Origin of the sequence: Nocardia exalbida NBRC 100660 (assembly GCF_000308575.1) — a bacterium.
Classification (GTDB): Bacteria; Actinomycetota; Actinomycetes; order Mycobacteriales; family Mycobacteriaceae; genus Nocardia; species Nocardia exalbida.
Window position 1 is genome coordinate 12,771 of the sequence record NZ_BAFZ01000116.1, and the last position, 16,774, is coordinate 29,544.

General features: G+C 67.4%; 20 protein-coding genes and 4 tRNA genes. 6 read left to right on the top strand and 18 right to left on the bottom strand.

Annotated elements, in window-relative coordinates:
* Positions 1-5: 5 nt before the first annotated feature.
* The 14 genes from ON29_RS25890 to ON29_RS25955 all read right to left on the bottom strand — a co-directional run bounded on the left by ON29_RS25890 (position 6) and on the right by ON29_RS25955 (position 8,902).
* The gene (locus ON29_RS25890; protein ID WP_040870444.1) at positions 6-1,082 is read right to left on the bottom strand and encodes an ABC transporter ATP-binding protein; all 1,077 of its coding nucleotides are present in this window, start codon (positions 1,080-1,082) and stop codon (positions 6-8) included.
* Positions 1,083-1,323: 241 nt separating this feature from the next.
* Positions 1,324-1,704, bottom strand: a complete 381-nt coding sequence (gene rplL, locus ON29_RS25895; RefSeq protein ID WP_039802004.1) for a 50S ribosomal protein L7/L12 — start codon at positions 1,702-1,704, stop codon at positions 1,324-1,326.
* A 54-nt stretch (positions 1,705-1,758) separates the two neighbouring features.
* A complete protein-coding gene (gene rplJ, locus ON29_RS25900; protein ID WP_040870314.1) occupies positions 1,759-2,298 on the bottom strand; it encodes a 50S ribosomal protein L10 in 540 nt (179 codons plus the stop codon).
* A gap of 419 nt (positions 2,299-2,717) precedes the next feature.
* Complete coding sequence (locus ON29_RS25905; RefSeq protein WP_040870315.1) at positions 2,718-3,257, bottom strand: NADPH-dependent FMN reductase; 540 nt, start codon at positions 3,255-3,257, stop codon at positions 2,718-2,720.
* 99 nt (positions 3,258-3,356) lie between these two features.
* Positions 3,357-4,070 (bottom strand): 50S ribosomal protein L1, encoded by a 714-nt coding sequence (rplA, locus tag ON29_RS25910; protein ID WP_040870317.1) that lies wholly within the window; start codon positions 4,068-4,070, stop codon positions 3,357-3,359.
* Positions 4,071-4,222: 152 nt separating this feature from the next.
* Positions 4,223-4,657, bottom strand: coding sequence for a 50S ribosomal protein L11 (gene rplK, locus ON29_RS25915; protein ID WP_040870318.1), 435 nt, complete (start codon positions 4,655-4,657; stop codon positions 4,223-4,225).
* Positions 4,658-4,752: 95 nt separating this feature from the next.
* Positions 4,753-5,550: a transcription termination/antitermination protein NusG gene (gene nusG, locus ON29_RS25920; protein WP_040870319.1), complete on the bottom strand. Its 798-nt coding sequence runs from the start codon at positions 5,548-5,550 to the stop codon at positions 4,753-4,755.
* A gap of 120 nt (positions 5,551-5,670) precedes the next feature.
* Complete coding sequence (gene secE, locus ON29_RS25925) at positions 5,671-6,069, bottom strand: preprotein translocase subunit SecE (protein ID WP_040870321.1); 399 nt, start codon at positions 6,067-6,069, stop codon at positions 5,671-5,673.
* Between the two features lie 108 nt (positions 6,070-6,177).
* Positions 6,178-6,250, bottom strand: a tRNA-Trp gene (locus ON29_RS25930).
* A 221-nt stretch (positions 6,251-6,471) separates the two neighbouring features.
* Positions 6,472-7,539, bottom strand: a complete 1,068-nt coding sequence (locus tag ON29_RS25935; RefSeq protein ID WP_051175603.1) for a fused (3R)-hydroxyacyl-ACP dehydratase subunits HadA/HadB — start codon at positions 7,537-7,539, stop codon at positions 6,472-6,474.
* A 183-nt stretch (positions 7,540-7,722) separates the two neighbouring features.
* Positions 7,723-7,893 (bottom strand): 50S ribosomal protein L33, encoded by a 171-nt coding sequence (gene rpmG / locus ON29_RS25940; RefSeq protein ID WP_011211653.1) that lies wholly within the window; start codon positions 7,891-7,893, stop codon positions 7,723-7,725.
* Between the two features lie 43 nt (positions 7,894-7,936).
* Positions 7,937-8,012 (bottom strand) — tRNA-Met (locus tag ON29_RS25945).
* A gap of 76 nt (positions 8,013-8,088) precedes the next feature.
* Positions 8,089-8,161, bottom strand: a tRNA-Thr gene (locus ON29_RS25950).
* Positions 8,162-8,819: 658 nt separating this feature from the next.
* Positions 8,820-8,902: transfer RNA gene (locus tag ON29_RS25955), tRNA-Tyr, on the bottom strand.
* A 174-nt stretch (positions 8,903-9,076) separates the two neighbouring features.
* Between ON29_RS25955 and ON29_RS25960 the strand changes: the two genes are divergently transcribed.
* Positions 9,077-9,568 carry a YajQ family cyclic di-GMP-binding protein gene (locus tag ON29_RS25960; RefSeq protein WP_040870325.1) on the top strand — a complete coding sequence of 164 codons (492 nt, stop codon included), beginning with the start codon at positions 9,077-9,079 and terminating at the stop codon, positions 9,566-9,568.
* Here the strand turns inward: ON29_RS25960 and ON29_RS37680 are convergent.
* Positions 9,559-10,584: a nitroreductase/quinone reductase family protein gene (locus ON29_RS37680; RefSeq protein WP_063825379.1), complete on the bottom strand. Its 1,026-nt coding sequence runs from the start codon at positions 10,582-10,584 to the stop codon at positions 9,559-9,561. The genes ON29_RS25960 and ON29_RS37680 overlap by 10 nt on opposite strands.
* Before the next feature lie 123 nt (positions 10,585-10,707).
* On the opposite strand from ON29_RS37680, the gene ON29_RS25970 reads away from it, so the two are divergent.
* Positions 10,708-11,172, top strand: a complete 465-nt coding sequence (locus ON29_RS25970; protein ID WP_040870326.1) for a MarR family winged helix-turn-helix transcriptional regulator — start codon at positions 10,708-10,710, stop codon at positions 11,170-11,172.
* 12 nt (positions 11,173-11,184) lie between these two features.
* Here the strand turns inward: ON29_RS25970 and htpX are convergent, their stop codons facing one another.
* Positions 11,185-12,066, bottom strand: coding sequence for a zinc metalloprotease HtpX (htpX, locus tag ON29_RS25975; RefSeq protein ID WP_040870327.1), 882 nt, complete (start codon positions 12,064-12,066; stop codon positions 11,185-11,187).
* Between the two features lie 108 nt (positions 12,067-12,174).
* Positions 12,175-13,215: a polyprenyl synthetase family protein gene (locus tag ON29_RS25980; RefSeq protein WP_051175604.1), complete on the bottom strand. Its 1,041-nt coding sequence runs from the start codon at positions 13,213-13,215 to the stop codon at positions 12,175-12,177.
* A 223-nt stretch (positions 13,216-13,438) separates the two neighbouring features.
* Here ON29_RS25980 and ON29_RS25985 point away from each other — a divergent pair, with 223 nt between their 5' ends.
* Genes ON29_RS25985 through ON29_RS25995 form a run of 3 tightly spaced genes read left to right on the top strand, consistent with a single transcriptional unit; the run spans position 13,439 to position 15,646 of the window.
* Complete coding sequence (locus ON29_RS25985; RefSeq protein ID WP_040870449.1) at positions 13,439-14,707, top strand: geranylgeranyl reductase family protein; 1,269 nt, start codon at positions 13,439-13,441, stop codon at positions 14,705-14,707.
* A gap of 14 nt (positions 14,708-14,721) precedes the next feature.
* The gene (locus tag ON29_RS25990) at positions 14,722-15,150 is read left to right on the top strand and encodes a helix-turn-helix transcriptional regulator (RefSeq protein WP_040870329.1); all 429 of its coding nucleotides are present in this window, start codon (positions 14,722-14,724) and stop codon (positions 15,148-15,150) included.
* 58 nt (positions 15,151-15,208) lie between these two features.
* On the top strand, positions 15,209-15,646 hold the full coding sequence (locus ON29_RS25995) for a VOC family protein (protein ID WP_040870330.1): 438 nt from the start codon (positions 15,209-15,211) through the stop codon (positions 15,644-15,646).
* Positions 15,647-15,691: 45 nt separating this feature from the next.
* Here the strand turns inward: ON29_RS25995 and ON29_RS26000 are convergent, their stop codons facing one another.
* The gene (locus ON29_RS26000) at positions 15,692-16,198 is read right to left on the bottom strand and encodes a DUF2505 domain-containing protein (RefSeq protein WP_040870332.1); all 507 of its coding nucleotides are present in this window, start codon (positions 16,196-16,198) and stop codon (positions 15,692-15,694) included.
* A 39-nt stretch (positions 16,199-16,237) separates the two neighbouring features.
* Here ON29_RS26000 and ON29_RS26005 point away from each other — a divergent pair, with 39 nt between their 5' ends.
* Positions 16,238-16,693: a DUF3592 domain-containing protein gene (locus ON29_RS26005; RefSeq protein ID WP_083864084.1), complete on the top strand. Its 456-nt coding sequence runs from the start codon at positions 16,238-16,240 to the stop codon at positions 16,691-16,693.
* Positions 16,694-16,774: the final 81 nt, after the last annotated feature.

Below are 16,774 nucleotides of genomic sequence, written 5' to 3' on the forward strand. Positions count from 1 at the left end.
AGATGTTACCCGTTAGTTGTGTTGTGTCGCACGGTGGTGTCGTACGAGCCGCCCTGATAATTAGCCAGGTCGCCGCTGTTGTACGCCATCACCTGCGTATCGTCGTTCTCCGCAAGTGATTCGCGGATCGCGACCTGGGCCGCATGCGGCAGCGTGTGCATGATTTCGCGCACACGTTCCTTGCGGCGAAGCACGCCCTGGCGCACCGGCATACCCGGGGTCGCGCGCATCTGCGGGATGATGCCCTCGACCTCCTCGGCGCCGCCGTGGTGGTGCCCGGCGTCCACGAGCGCCTGCTCGCGCGCCATCTGCGCCTCGTCCTTCTCCTCGGACATACCGATCGGGCCGATCATGCGGCCGTTGAGGAACTGCTTGACCACCGGCTCGTCCGAGGTGAGCAGCACCTCGCGGGGGCCGAACATGACCAGCTGGCGGCGGAAGAGCATGCCGATGTTGTCCGGCACCGTGCGCGCCAGGTTGATGTTGTGCGTGACGATCAGGATCGTGGCGTCGATCTGAGCGTTGATGTCGATCAGCAGCTGGCTCAGGTACGAGGTGCGGACCGGGTCCAGACCCGAGTCCGGCTCGTCGACGAGGATGATCTGCGGATCCAGCACCAGGGCGCGGGCCAGTCCGGCGCGCTTGCGCATACCGCCGGAGATCTCGCCGGGCAGCTTGCCCTCGGCCCCGAGCAGACCGGTGAGCTCCAGCTTCTCCATGACGATCTTCTTGATCTCGGATTCGCTCTTCTTGGTGTGCTCGCGCAGCGGGAAGGCCACGTTGTCGAACAGATTCATCGAGCCGAACAGCGCGCCGTCCTGGAACAGCACGCCGAAGAGCTTGCGGATCTCGTAGAGCTCCTTGTTGGAGCAGGTGGTGATATCGGTGCCGTCGATGTAGATCGAGCCGCGCTCGGGGCGCAGAAGTCCGATCAGCGACTTCAGGAACACCGACTTACCGGTGCCCGATGGGCCCAGCAGCGCGCTGACCTCGCCCGAGGGCAACGTCAGAGACACGTCCTGCCAAATTCGCTGGGAACCGAAAGACTTGGTTACACTCTCGGTCCTGACCTCGACGCCCACGCCAACCTCCACAATTCTCAGCGAGCTGCCCACCGGCGAACCGCGCGCTCGGATATCGCGGTGCGTCACGTCACAGTGGGTTCGGTCACTGTAACTCATGGGACAGATCGGGCACACCCCAACCTGACTGCGTAGTAACTCCGCAATAGTTTCGGTATCGACGATAGCGGCGAGATTGCCGGAAAACGCGAACGGGCGATCCCCCACAGGGGATCGCCCGTTCGGCGTGTTCGGTCGTGAATTACTTGACCGAGACCTTGGCGCCGGCCTCTTCCAGCTTCGCCTTGGCGGCCTCGGCGGCGTCCTTGGCGACCTTCTCCAGGATCGGCTTCGGGGCGCTCTCGACCAGGTCCTTGGCTTCCTTCAGGCCCAGGCCGGAGACGATCTCGCGGACCACCTTGATGACCTGGATCTTCTTGTCGCCCGCACCCTCGAGCACGACGTCGAACTCGTCCTGCTCCTCGACGGCCTCGGCCGGAGCGGCGGCACCGCCGACGGCGGCGACGGCGACCGGAGCAGCCGCGGTGACCTCGAACTTCTCCTCGAACTTCTTCACGAAGTCCGACAGCTCGAGCAGGGTCATGTTGCCGAAGGTCTCGAGCAGTTCGTCAACGTTGGCCATTGTTGTTTTCCTTTCGGTAGTGAATGTCTGAGCGGGGAGTCGTGCCACACGGCATTACTCGGCGGCAGATCCGCCTTCTTCGGCCTGCTTCTTCTCCTGCAGCGCGGCGGCCAGGCGGGCCACCTGCGAGGCGGGAGCGTTGAACAGACCGGCGGCCTTTGCGAGGTTGCCCTTGAGCGCGCCGGCCAGCTTGGCCAGCAGCACCTCACGGGTCTCCAGGTCGGCGATCCGCTCGACCTCGGACACGGACAGCGGCGCGCCGTCCATGTAGCCGCCCTTGATGATGAGCGCCTTGTTGTCCTTCGCGAAGGTCTTCAGGGCCTTGGCCGCGTTGACCGGCTCACCGGTGATGAAGGTGATCGCGGTCGGCCCGACGAACAGTTCGTCGAGGCCTTCCACGCCCGCCTCGGCGGCGGCACGCTTGACCAGGGTGTTCTTGGCGACGGAGTACGTGGCGTCGGCGCCGAGCGCGCGCCGCAGCTCGGTGAGCTTGCCGACCGACAGGCCACGGTATTCCGTGACGACGGTGGCCGTCGAGCTCTTGAACTGCTCCGCGATCTCCTCGACCGCGGTGACCTTCTCGGGTTTTGCCATACTTCGCCTCCTCTCTGATTGGTCGGTTCGTGTACGCGAACTACCGATCAGGGGCCGGCGACAAAACAAACGCCCCGAACGCAGAGCGTTCCGGGGCGCAACAGAAAACCGAGCCGGGACGTACCCGGATCAATTCCCAGCCTCGGCTCTCCCTGCGTGGGCCGCCGGCAATGTCGCCGGACCTTCGACCGAACCCATGCGGGCTCGGCGACCAACGGTCTTCGGTAGAACGGATTGGGTAGCGATCGAACTCGTCGATAACTGGTGTCCAATGTACCCGGACGGGTTCCCATCTGCCAAAACGGGCCCGGGCAGGACGCCTGACCGAAACCTGCCGGTCGTCGAATCGTTGTGCGGCGCCACGCCTTTCCGTCACGCCCGTTCGATGCCAGCCGCTCCGCACCTGCCGGTGACTCTTCTCACGGCGTCGCGCTTTCCGCGAACCGGGCGAGCCCGCGCAACGCGGCCACGGCGCCGGACCGGAATTCGGCGTCGGCGATCAGCCCGTCCGGGCCGACCTCCTCGCGCAGCACGGGCAATCGCCGGCAGACATCCGGATCGATCTCGGCCCCGACATAGCCGAGCACGCTGCGCAGCGTCGCGGTCGCGCCGTCACCACGCCCAGGGGCCGCCACGGTGATCCAGGCGACCGGCTTGCGATAGAGATCACCGGTCCCGACGGTCCAGTCCAGCAGGTTCTTCAGGCTGCCCGGCAAGGTGCCCGCGTATTCGGGGGTGCAGAACAGCACGGCGTCGGCGCGCGAAAGGTGTTCGCGCAGCGCGACGACCGAGGGATGAGCGGTGCCGTCGTCGTCCGGGTTGAACGCGGGCAAGTCCGCGAGACCGTCGTACCAGACGGTTTCGACGCCGTCCGGGGCGACGGCCGAGGCGGACCGGAGCGCGGCGGCATTGGTGGAGGCGGCGCGAGTGCTGCCGGAGATCAGAAGAACGACGGTCACACCGAACCCCAACCACGCCGCCGGGCGGATTAGTCCGCAAACGCGCGACGGCGGGAACGCATTACGCGTTCCCGCCGTCACGGTCGGCTCAGCCGCTGTTTACGCGTCCTCGTCGAGGAGGTTGCGGGTGCGGTTCGGGTCCACCGGGATGCCCGGTCCGGTGTTCGTCGAGACCGTCACCTTCTTGACGTAGCGGCCCTTGGCGGTCGACGGCTTGGCACGCAGGATCTCGTCCAGCGCGGCGCCGTAGTTCTCCACCAGCTTGGCGTCGTCGAAGGACGCCTTGCCGATGACGAAGTGCAGGTTGGCCTGCTTGTCGACGCGGAAGTTGATCTTGCCGCCCTTGATGTCGTTGACGGCCTTGGTCACGTCGGTGGTGACCGTGCCCGTCTTCGGGTTCGGCATCAGGCCGCGCGGGCCGAGAACACGCGCGATCCGGCCGACCTTGGCCATCTGGTCCGGGGTGGCGATCGCGGCGTCGAAGTCCAGCCAGCCGCCCTGGATCCGCTCGATCAGGTCCTCGGCGCCGACGGCATCCGCGCCAGCGGCCTCGGCTTCGGCGGCCTTCTCGCCCGCGGCGAAGACGATGACGCGGGCGGTCTTACCGGTGCCGTGCGGCAGGTTGACCGTGCCGCGGACCATCTGGTCGGCCTTACGGGGATCCACACCGAGACGCACGGCGACCTCGACGGTCGCGTCCGTCTTGGTGCTGGCGGTCTCCTTCGCCAGGCGCGCGGCGGCCAGCGGAGAGTAGAGCTGGGTGCGATCGACCTTCTCGGCCGCGGCGAGGTACGCCTTGCTTCGTTTTGCCATGATTCTCTGTCCTGTTCGATCCGCGGCGCTCCCGGGACTCTGCGTGGTCACGCAGGCTTCCGCCTGGCGAGTCCATCGCTCGCGCCGCTGTGTTGGTAGTTCAGACGTGGTTATCGGGCCTGGCCGGCCCTCCCACCGGGGAGCGAGTCCGCTCAGCCTTCGACGGTGATGCCCATCGAACGCGCGGTACCCGCGATGATCTTGGCCGCCTGCTCGACGTCGTTGGCGTTCAGATCTTCCTGCTTGGTCTTGGCGATCTCGCGCACCTGGTCCATGGTCACCTTGGCGACCTTGAGGCGGTGCGGCTCCGCCGAACCCTTCTGCACGCCTGCGGCCTTGAGCAGCAGCTTGGCGGCGGGCGGGGTCTTCAGCTTGAAGTCGAACGACCGGTCCTCGTACACCGAGATCTCGACCGGGATGACGTTGCCACGCTGCGACTCGGTCGCGGCGTTGTACGCCTTGCAGAACTCCATGATGTTGACGCCGTGCTGACCGAGCGCGGGGCCGACCGGAGGGGCCGGGTTCGCCTGGCCGGCCTGGATCTGAAGCTTGATGATCCCGGCGAGCTTCTTCTTCTTGGGGGGCATCTTTCTTTCCTAGGTGTTTGGTGTCCTTGCTCTTTGCAAGTCTGTGAATCAACCCGCCGCGCGGGCCGATTCATCCCGTCGTCGACGGAACGGATCTAGATCTTCGCGACCTGGGTGAACGCCAGCTCGACCGGGGTCTCGCGGCCGAAGATCGACACGAGCACCTTGAGCTTCTGCTGTTCGGCGTTGACCTCGGAGATGCTGGCGGGCAACGTCGCGAAGGGGCCGTCCATGACGGTCACCGACTCGCCGACCTCGAAGTCGACCTCGATGACCGGCTTCGGCGCGACCTCGCCACCCGCGGACTCGGCGGCCCCCGACGCGGCCGCGGCAGCGGGCTTCTTCTGCTGCTGGGCGGCGGGCACGAGGAACTTCACCACGTCGTCGATGGACAGCGGCGACGGACGGGAGGTGGCGCCGACGAAGCCGGTGACGCCGGGGGTGTTGCGCACCGCGCCCCACGACTCGTCGTTGAGCTCCATGCGGACCAGGATGTAACCGGGCAGCACCTTGCGGTTGACGTGCTTGCGCTGCCCGTTCTTGATCTCGGTGACCTCTTCGGTGGGCACCTCGACCTGGAAGATGTAGTCCTCCAGGTCCAGGTTCTGCACGCGGGTCTCGAGGTTGGCCTTCACCTTGTTCTCGTAGCCGGCGTAGGAGTGGATCACGTACCACTCGCCGGGGGCGCGCCGCAGCGCTGCCTTCATCTCGGCGACCGGATCGGCGGGCTCGGCATCGATCGGAGCGGCGGGGACGGACTCAGCGGGCTCAGCGGGCTCCGATTCCTCGACCGCGGGCTCGTCGGTCGCGAACTCCTCGACGGAGTCGGTGGGCTCGGCCACCGCGTCGTCGGCCGGGAACTTGTCGTGTGTGTCGTTCTCCGGGGTGCTCACTGGGGCACTCGCTTCCTGTGTCGTCACGTACATCCTCTGCGTGCCGGGGCCGGGCGCGCGGCGAAATCGCTTCCACCCGTGTCCGCCCCGGGATCGGCTACCGGCGTCGGCGTCGTTCAGCTAGCCGAACAGCCAGTTGACGCCCTTGATGAACGCCAGATCCAACCCGCTGATGTACGCGACCATGAAAATCACGAACACCAGAACAACGCTCGTATAGGTGACCATCTGCTTCCGGTTGGGCCAGATCACCTTGCGCAGTTCCGCGATGACCTCACGCAGGAACTTGAGCAAACGCTTGAACGGATTACCCGTCGTCTTGCGTTCGGCCCGGTCGGTTGTCTTGGCTGCCTTCCGCGACGGACGGTCGAGCGTGGCGACAGCGCCCGTATCGACCTGCGAGGACGCAGTGCGGGTCCGCCGGGCGGAACGCTTTCCGCTCGGTCGTGTCGCTGCGGCGGTGTCGTCGCCGTCGTCGGCGGCATGTGCGCCGCGGCGAGGGTCCCGCTCGTCGCTCACGCCTTCTCCTCGCTGCGCTCGGTGCCGCCGTGCGCGATGCGCGCTGTGCCAATGGCTCGCTCGCTACGCTCGCTCACGTCGGTCCTCTCTCGTCGCTGGCATCCAGGGCAGGGGCGACAGGACTTGAACCTGCAACCTGCGGTTTTGGAGACCGCTGCTCTGCCAGTTGAGCTACGCCCCTTTGGTCGGACGGTGTTGGCTGTCCAACCACTGTTCGATATTCAGTTGTTCCCTGGTGTCACACAACACGCGCGCCACTCCGGCAGTTGCCGGCCCCTTGGACGATCCTCACGGACCGCCTGGAACCAGCCCCTCAGAGCAGCGCGCAGCGGCTGGCGACCCCAGAAACCTGAGTGTACGTTACCGTGCGCGGCATTAGCCAATCCGGGTCGCTGTCCCTGGTCAGGCCAGTTGCACAGTCGCGGTGGCGCGGCCGAAGATCTTCTTGCCCGCCGCCTTCGCCACGATGGCCACGACCGCGGTCCTGGTCTCCGGATCGACCGATTTCACCTTACCGGTGTACTCGACCTCGGCGGCCTCGTCGGAGCCCACGTAGACCGGGCTGGTGAAGCGGACGTTGTACTCCTTGATCGCGCCGGGGTCGCCGAGCCACGAGGTGACGAATCCGCCGCCTAGGCCCATGGTGAGCATGCCGTGCGCCACGACGTTGTCCAGGCCGACGAGCTTCACGACCTCGTCGCTCCAGTGGATCGGGTTGGCGTCGCCGGAGACGCCCGCGTAGTTCACCAGATCGCCGCGGGTGAGCCGGACGATGCGCGCGGGCAGTTCGTCGCCGGCGGAGACGTCCTCGAAGCGGATGGCGTGCTTCGTGCGCACCCCTTCCGCGGACGGCACGACCGGAGTCGGCGATTCGGTCACCGCGAGCGCGCTGCGCGGGTGATGCCCCGGCGCGTCCTCGCCGATGCCGTGCATGAGCACGTTGCGGACGGCGGCGTTGAGGTTCGGGTCGATGTCGCCACCGCTGCGCCCGACGAGGGTGGTGTAGGTGGTGAGCACCAGTTCGTCGTTCTGCGCGGTGACGATGTTCTTGGTCACGATGATGTCGCCGCCGAAGGCCTGCCGGAACGAGTGCAGGTGGACATCGCAGGTGAGCTGGTCGCCGACCTTGATCGGGCGATGGAATTCCAGGATCTGGTCGGTCTGCATGATCTGGCTGAGGTCGTAGCCGGTGACGACCTCTTCGAACAATTTGCGCTGCGCGAGAATCCCGACCAGGGAGATGAAGGTGACCGGCGCGAGCAGGTTGTCGTACCCGTACTCCTGCGCCGCGTCCTCGTCCCAGTGCACCGGGTGGTAGTCCTGCACGGCGCGGGCGTACTCACGCACCTTTTCGCGGCCGACCTCGTAGTAGTCGTCGACGCGGTAGTGGTGACCGACCATCGCCGCGGCGTTCGCCGCGGGGTCGAGCTGCTCGCCCGTCTGGACCGCTTCGTCTGTACCGGTGTTGATTGTCACGGGAGGACTGTACCTATCTGACCCCGTCACCCGGAGTCTGCGGAGCGCTCACCACCGCACCCACACCGTGAAAATGCGTCAGGGCCGGACAGTTGTCCGGCCCTCGCGGTGCCACGGCCCGAGATACCGGGATGCGACTCCCGGCGCTACACCACGCGGTAGTTCACGCGTGGAGGACTAGCGGGATTCGCGGTGCGCCCGGTGCGTGCCGCAGTTCGGGCAGAACTTCTTCAGCTCCAGCCGGTCCGGGTCGTTGCGCCGGTTCTTCTTGGTGATGTAGTTGCGGTGCTTGCACTGCTCGCAGGCCAAGGTGATCTTTGGCCGGACATCGGTGGACTTCGCGGCCACGATATGCCTTCTTTCCGGTACCTGATGGTCTTGTATCGGGTTGTGGTAGCGATGGCCGGACTTGAACCGGCGACACAACGATTATGAGTCGTTTGCTCTACCGACTGAGCTACACCGCCACGGCGTCGCATTGCCATGGTGCCGAGCCCGCACTACGGGAGCGATGCCGAGTCGGTCACCACCGGCAATCCGGCGAGCCCCCTAACGGAATCGAACCGTTGACCTTTTCCTTACCATGGAAACGCTCTGCCGACTGAGCTAAGGGGGCATGACTACTTCCGCACCGAGCCCCGAATACTCGACCTCAGCGCGGTGAAGTCTTGAACGAGGTTACACACTCACCGGTCTTCGTACCAAACCGCGTGGTCAGAGGGTTGTTTTCCACGCACAATCGCAGCGATTCGGCGCACCTCACGGCCCTCTGGAGTAACGCCTGCTCGCGAGATACGGCCCGTTCCCCCACAAACCTGGCCACTGCGACGCAACGTGGCCGAGGAACGATCACAAGAAACACGCTGCAAGTGGAGACAAACTGCGCACTGCGCGTGGACACGAACTGCGCGTCCCACGCCAACCCGAAAATGTGGCGGCCTCGAGCGAGCACGCCGTGCGCCTTCGACCGAACAGCGGCCGGTTCGAGGCCGGAACCGAAGCGGCCGACCGACGCGGTGACGACCGAAGCGACCGGCGAATCGCCGTGAAACAGAGCCCGGCCGCACCAAAACGCGATCCGGCTCGACAAGGAACGTCGGCCATCGACGCGCCCGTGCGAACGACCAGCGAAACACCCGCGACCAACGCGACCACTGGAAGGGGGGTCCGGGGGCGAAGCCCCGCCGGGCGGGGCGTGGGGGTTGCACCCCACGAAACACAAAGTGAGCCCTGTACGCGCTTTCCGCGTACAGGGCTCACTCAGCGAACGACGGTGGCAGGTGTAGGATTCGAACCTACGTAGGCTTTCACCGACAGATTTACAGTCTGCTCCCATTGGCCGCTCGGGCAACCTGCCGTTCGCGCATTGTTTCACGCGCTGAGCAGAATACATCGAACCCGCACCCTGAATGCAAACCGGCTGGCTATCGGCCCTGCGACGCGACTACCCTCGGTGCTCCGGGTAGAACTGACGATGGCTGGAAGCGTCCCGCTCAGCTCACCCGTCGGACCGTCAGAACAGGAGCGCAGCGTGGCTGATTCGTCTTTCGATGTTGTGAGCAAGGTCGACCGGCAGGAGGTCGACAACGCCCTGCATCAGGCGGAGAAGGAACTCGGCACCCGCTACGACTTCCGCGGCACCGGCGCGACGATCGAATGGTCCGGCGAGGACAAGATCGTGCTCACCGCGGAGGCGGAAGAGCGCGTCAAGGCCGCGCTGGAGGTGTTCAAGGAGAAGCTGATCCGCCGCGACATCTCGCTGAAGGCGTTCGACGCGGGCGAGCCGGTCTCCTCCGGCAAGGTGTACAAGATCACCGGCTCGCTGGTGCAGGGCATCGACTCCGAGCACGCGAAGAAGATCTCCAAGAAGATCCGGGACGAGGGCCCCAAGGGCGTGAAGGCGCAGATCCAGGGCGACGAGCTGCGGGTGAGCAGCAAGAAGCGCGACGATCTCCAAGCGGTGATCGCGCTGCTGAAGGGCGAGGATTTCGGGATCGCGCTGCAGTTCGTCAACTACCGCTGACCGGGCCGGAGCGCGGCCGGATCGGTCGCGTTCAGCGTGTCCAGGAGCGTGTTCTCCTCGTAGGTGAAGTGGGCTTCCAGTTCCGTTGCGAGGCGGTCGAATTCGGCGAGCAGCCGCGCCGGGTCGCCCGGTTCCGCGGCGTGCAGGAGCGTCCGCAGCTCGGTCAACGCGCCCGCGACCACACCGTGCTCGCGATTCAGCCGGTCGATCACCGGCACGAGTTCGGGGTGCAGCCGGGCCAGGGCCGGGAAGACGCCGTCCTCGCCGGTGTGATGTTCGCCGAGCGCGCCGCAGAACGCGAGACAATGGGTGCGCAGATCCTGCGGCAGTTCCGGCTTGCCCACCCCGTCCGGCGCGCGTACGTGCTGCTCGAGGCCCGTTCGGACGTCGGCGAGATCGCGGCGCAGCTGGGCATGGACGTGACGGAGGTGGTCGCCGATCGCCGCCGCGCGCTGTTGCCCGGGCGCGGCCGCCTCAGGCGAGCCGGCCAGGGCCGTCGCACCGGCGACACCCGCCGCCGCGGTGACGGTGGCACCCGCTCCCACCAGGAAGCGGCGCCGGCCCAGCCCGGCAGGTGTCACCCGCTCCACCGCGACCACGGGGATGGTCCGATCGGTCGCCGCCTGATAGGCGGCGAAGGCCGGATCGTCGCTCGCTTGCGCGGCGTAGTGCCGGTCCCGCTCCGCGCCCTGCAGAATTCGAGCGTCGGCCACGTAGGTCTCGATCCGGTCCCCCGCCCTGATCTCCACGGTGACCTGCGGATTCGCCCGCACATTGTGGAACCAGGCGGGATGGATGTCCGCGCCCGCGTTGGATCCGAACACCAGCACGCGGGCACCGTCGCGGCGGTAGACGACCGGCACGGTATGCCCACGTCCGGTTCTCGCTCCGACGGTGGTGAGCAATAGCAGCGGCGCCCCCTCGAACATCCCGCCGACTTCGCCCCCGTTCGCGCGGAACTCCGCGATGATCGCCCGGTTGAACTCTCCCGGCTGGATCCGCTCCGGTTCGGTCATGTCCATGCCCCTTCCACGACGTGCCGCGCACCGCGACCGCCGGTTATAGCCTGATGACGAGAGGGAGTTTTGCTTTGAAAGCAAAACTATTTTGTAAACAAAGGCTATTGAGAGGCGGTCGGCATGTCAACCGAGGAGCGCAACGGGCTCGGCGTGGACGACGGCATCCGCATGCTGCTGCTGCTCATGCCGCGTGTCGTCGGACGGGCCAAGAAACTGGGGGTGCCCAAGGAGCTGGAATCGTTCTCGCTGGCGCCTCGGCACCTGTCGCTGCTGGCCAACCTGGTGTTCGACGGACCGACCACGGTGACGGATCTGGCCGCCCGCCTCGAGGTGGCGCCCACGACGGTGAGCTTGATGGTCGGCGAACTCAGCAAGCAGGGGGTGCTCGACCGCGGCGCGGATCCGGACGACCGCAGACGCACGATCGTCGCCATCGCACCGGCGCACGAGAAGTCCGTGCGCAAATGGCTGGGGCGCAGTGCCCGAGCCTGGCGTACGGTCCTCGAGCCGCTCACCGCGCAGCAGCGGAAGTTGTTCGTCGATACGTTTCGCGCGTACGAAGACCAGCTGGCCTCGGACGACTGACCCTGCCGGGACTCAGTACCGGTGCGGGCCGCCTGCCATCTCCTCCAGCCGGGCGATGCGTTCGTTCATCGGCGGATGGGTGGAGAACCAGCGCGCGACCTTCTCGCCCGGACGGAACGGGTTGGCGATCATCAGATGCGACTGCGCCGCCAGCCGGGGCTCGGGCGGGAGCGGGGCGGCGTGCACGCCGCGTTCGATCTTCCGCAGCGCCGACGCCAGCGCCAGCGGGTCGCCGGTCAGTTCGGCGCCGGACTGGTCGGCCTGGAATTCGCGCGAGCGCGAGACGGCCAGCTTGATCAGCGACGCGGCGATCGGACCGAGCAGCGACACCAGCAGCACGGCGAGCACGTTCGGGCCCTCGCCGTTGCGGTTGCCGCCGAACATCGACAGGTACACCGCCAGGTTCGCCACGCCCGAGATGACGGCTGCGAGCGCGCCCGCGATCGAGGAAATGAGGATGTCGCGGTTGTAGACGTGGGAGAGTTCGTGCCCCAGCACGGCCCGCAGTTCCCGTTCGTCGAGAATCTGCAGGATGCCGCTGGTGCAACAGACCGCGGCGCGGCGGGGATTGCGTCCGGTGGCGAAGGCGTTGGGCGCGTTCGTCGGGCTGATGTACAGCCGGGGCATCGGCTGCCGCGCGATGGTGGCCAGCTCACGCACGATCCGGTACATGACCGGGGCTTCCAGCTCGCTGACCGGCTGCGCGTGCATGGCCTTGAGCGCGATCTTGTCGCTGTTGAAGTACGCGTAGGCGTTCATGCCCACCGCGAGCACGATCGCGACGACGAGGATCGTCGGGTTGCGGAACAGCGCACCGATGAACACGATCATGGCGGAGAGGCCCACCATCAGCGCGAAGGTTTTCAGCCCGTTCGCAAACCCGTGCCCGTGCATACGTCTCCCTTGCCGCTCCCCCGTTCACCGAGTTGCCTTACAGCAGCTCAACGATAGAAGCGGCGAGCAAAGTTCCGGGGCAGCCCGCGCCGCGCCGACAACGCACCCTCACCCCACGCGTTCGATGGTGTAGCGGACCAGCCGCTCGAGCGCGTCGTTGGCCGGGCCGTCGGGCAGGGCGGACAGCTCGGCGTAGGCGAGGTCGGCATAGCCCTGGAGTTTCTCCTTGGCCAGCGCCATGCCCCGGGAATCGGCGAGCAAGGCGAGTGCCTCGTCGACCTCGTCGTCGGTTTCCAGCGGACGGGCCAGCAGCTTGCGCAGGCGGTCGCCGTCGGCGCCCTGCTCGCGCAGCGCGTACAGCACCGGCAGGGTGTGCACACCCTCCCGCAGGTCGGTGCCGGGGGTCTTGCCCGATTGCTCGGACGCGGAGGAGATATCGATGATGTCGTCGGAGATCTGGAAGGCGGTGCCGACCGCGTCGCCGAGGCGGGCCAGCCGTTCGACGTGCTCCGCGTCCGCGCCCGAGAAGGTGCCGCCGAAACGCCCGGCCGCGGCGATGAGCGAACCGGTCTTCTCCCACACCACGCGCAGGTAGTGCTCGACCGGGTCCTGGGATTCGCGGGCGCCCATGGTCTCGCGCATCTGACCGGTGACGAGTTCGGCGAAGGTCTCGGCGATGATGCGCACCGCGTCGGGGCCGAGGGTGGAGGTGAGCCGGGACGCGTGCGCGAACAGATAGTCGCCCGCGAGGATCGCGATGTTGTTGCCCCACCGCGAGTTGACGCTCGGGGCGCCGCGGCGCATGGTGGCCTCGTCCATCACGTCGTCGTGGTACAGCGTGGCCAGGTGCACGAGTTCGACGACGGTGCCCGCCGTGATCAGGGCGGGATCGGTGGGGCGCGGGCCGAGCTGTCCGGTGAGGATGGTGAAGAGCGGACGGAAGCGCTTGCCGCCGGCCTTGGCCAGGTGCAGCGCGGCTTCCTGGAGGAATTCCGCACCGTCGGACAGCTCCTCGACCAGGAGTTTCTCCACCTCGGCCAGGCCGTCGCGCACCGTGTCGGCGAGCCCGGCGTCACCGAGGTCGACCCCGGCCACGACCGTGCTCACGTCGCCCGCGGCTCCGCTGTGCCCGCCGTGCGCCGTGTCCATGATTCGCTCGCTGCGCTCGCTCATGGCCGATGTGCTCATTTCTTCTCCCAGCGATGCGTCCGACCCCACGGTAGAGAACCTAGCGTGTCCCCGGCGGATGGCCCATGAACACCGTCACTCTGTGGTGTATCGGCCATTCACGCGCCGCGTCGCCGGTGATCATCCACGACGCGCACGCGGCCGCCGTCGACATGGATGAGACGGCCCTGCGAGTATGGACCGCATGGGTGCACCGGAAGCGAGTCCCGCGCGCGACGAGGACGCGTTGCCCAGCCGAGCCGAGGTGCTGGTCGTCGGCGCGGGCCCGGCCGGGTCGGCGTCGGCGGCCTGGGCGGCACGGGCGGGACGGGACGTGGTGCTCATCGATTCCGCCGTCTTTCCCAGGGACAAGACCTGCGGCGACGGGCTGACCCCGCGCGCGACCGCGGAACTGGAGCAGCTCGGCCTCGGCGAGTGGGTACGCGCGCACGTGGTCAACCACGGCCTCCGGATGACCGGCTTCGGCCGCGAGGCGCTGCTGAGCTGGCCGGGCGGATCCTTCCCGACCTACGGAAGCGCGGTTCCTCGAACCGAACTCGACGACAAACTGCGCGAGACGGCGGTGAAGTCCGGCGCGCGCATGGTGGACGGGACGAAAGTGGTCGACGTCACCCGCGAGGGTGACCGGGTCACGGGCGTGACGGTGCGAACAGCCGACGGCACGCGCACGATCGGCTGCCGGACGCTGGTGGTCGCCGACGGGGTGCGTTCACCGATCGGGCGGCTGCTCGGGCGCGTCTGGCATCGGCAGTACGCGTACGGCACCGCGGCGCGGGCCTACATCAAGTCGGGACGCAGCGACGATCAGTGGATCACCTCGCATCTGGAGTTGCGCGACGCCTCCGGCGAGCTGGTTCCCGGCTACGGCTGGGTGTTCCCGCTGGGCAATGGCGAGGTGAACATCGGGGTCGGGTCACTGGCCACGGAACGCCGGCCCTCGCACATCGCGTTGAAGCCTTTGCTGGCGCACTACACCGCGCAGCGCAGGGAGGAATGGGAGTTCGAGGGCTCGCTGCGCGCGGTGGCCTCGGCCCTGCTGCCGATGGGCGGGGCGGTCTCGAACGTCGCCGGGCGCAACTGGGTGCTGATCGGTGACGCCGCGGGTTGTGTGAACCCGCTCAACGGCGAAGGCATCGATTACGGCTTGGAGGGCGGTCACCTACTGTCGGAGCTGCTGGACGAGCCCGACCTCACCGCGATCTGGCCGCAGGTGCTGCGCGCCCGCTACGGACGCACGTTCTCGGTGGCCCGGCGGATCGCGGGCCTGGCCACGCACCCGCGCATGGTGCCGCTGGGCGGTCCGCCCGTGATGCGCTCGCGGTATTTACAGCGCACCGCGGTCCGGGTGATGGGCAACCTGGTGACCGACGAGGACGTCGACCTGACCGCGCGGGCTTGGCGGATGGCGGGGCGGGCGTCGCTGCGTTTCGACGAGCGTCCGCCGTTCGCCTAGGAACGGGTGGCGCGATGGGCGAACAGCGAGCGCGCGGACTGCCCGCGCTGTATCTGCTGCCACATCTGCGCCGAGCGAAGGACGTGGCGGACCGTCACTACGCCGACCCGCTGAATCTGGATGGGCTGGCGGCGGCCGCGGGGGTGTCGAAATACCACTTCCTGCGCGCGTTCGCCGCGGTCTACGGCCTGACCCCCGCCGCGTACCTGGCCGAGCGGCGCATCGAACGCGCCCAGGATCTGCTGCGCGCGACCAATCTCACCGTCACCGAGGTGTGCATGCTGGTCGGCTACAGCAGCCTCGGCTCGTTCAGCAGCAAGTTCCGGCAGCTGGTCGGTGTGACGCCGTCGGAGTACCAGGCGAAGTTCGCCGACGGCGCGCCGCGCATCCCCGGCTGTTTCGTCTTCATGCACGGGCTGTCCGACCGCAAGCCGCCCGGCTGAGCAAACGGCGCAATTTCGGAGAAGCCGGTGGCACGGCGCGGGCCATAGCCTGGCCCGCATGACGACGATTACGAACGTTTCCCTGGTCACGGTGTACGTCACGGACCAGGACGCGGCCAAGGAGTGGTACATCGACAAGCTGGGATTCGTGGAGACCGCCGACGTCACCATGGGCGACAACGGTTTCCGCTGGGTGACCATCGCCCACCCCGCGCACCCGGAGCTGGAGATCACGCTGATGATCCCGGGCCCGCCGCTGGACGAGCACTACGCCGAGGCCGTCCGGCGCGCGCTGGCCAACGGCACGCACGGCTCGCTCGGCCTGCGAACCGAGAACTGCCAGAAGACCTTCGAAGAGCTGACCGCCAAGGGGGTGGAGTTCGTCCAGCCGCCCGCCGAGCGGCCCTACGGGACCGAGGCGGTGGTCCGGGACAACTCCGGGAACTGGCTGGTCCTGGTGGAGCGGAAGGAGTACTCGCCGCAGGACTTCGCCTAGGACGCGGCGATGTTGCCCCAGCTCCTGCCGGGGCAACACCCGTGCTCAGGCGGTCGGCTTCGCCGAGAGCCACTCCTCGATGAATTTGCGCTCGCTGTTGAGCACCCGATGGTGCAACTGCTCGGCGAGCGGCTCGATCGCGCCGCCGACCACGGGCACCTTCACCTGCACGGTGCCCGCGACCTCGATCTCGGATCCTTCCGCGGTGGAGCGGATTTCGTAGGAACCGGACATCACGGTGTTGATGCCGCCGGTGGTGGCCTCGAAGGTGCCTTTCGCGACCTCGCCGACCAGCGGCTGCCAGTCGTCGGTGCGGGAGAACGTGAGTTCGCTCTTGAGTACTTTGCGGACCAGCGCGGGTACCTTGTCTTCGGCGGCCTTTTCGGTCATATGGATGCGAATGGTGCCCGCGCCGCCGGGATGCGACACCTCCAGCGTGGCGGTGGGTGCGTCGGCGAAGCGGGCCCGCCAGACGTCATCGGTGGTGAGTGCCCGGTGGAGATCTTCGACCGGGACTGCGTACGGCACGGTGAAGCTGAATTTTCGGGACATGGCCGCCACCGTAGCCGAGCCGGTCGGTAGCCTGTGGCGGTGTCGGAAACCAGCCAGTCCAACGGGCGGCCGATCCGCCTGCGGCGGGCCAGGATCGGGGTGCTGATCGCCGCGACGGCGGTGAGCGTGCTCGTCGGGCTGCTGGTGCTGGCCGCGTGGCGCAACGACTATCTGATCAGCTCCGACAAGGGCAGCACCACGGCCGAGGTGCTCTCGGCGGGGCGGCTGCGCTCGGCGGTCATGTACGTCACACCGGACGGTGAGACGCACAATCCGAAGGTCGGCGTCCTGTATCCGACGAACCTGACCGCGGGTGAGCGGATTCGCGTGGAATACAGCCGCAGCGATCCCGACCTGGTGCGCGTGGAAGGCCGGGACGTGCGCGTCGCCGTTCCGCCCGCGTTGTCGGTCATCGTGGTGGTGTGGCTGCTCGCGCTGCCCGCACTGTGGTTGCTGTCCCGCGTGAACAGGCGTGGCCCGACGCCGGTGGGTTGATCCGCGCGCCCCGACAGTTCGCCGGATCTTTCCGCGCCCTTCACTTCGGTGTGGCGGGACGGCGCGGTGCACCGGTCAGGC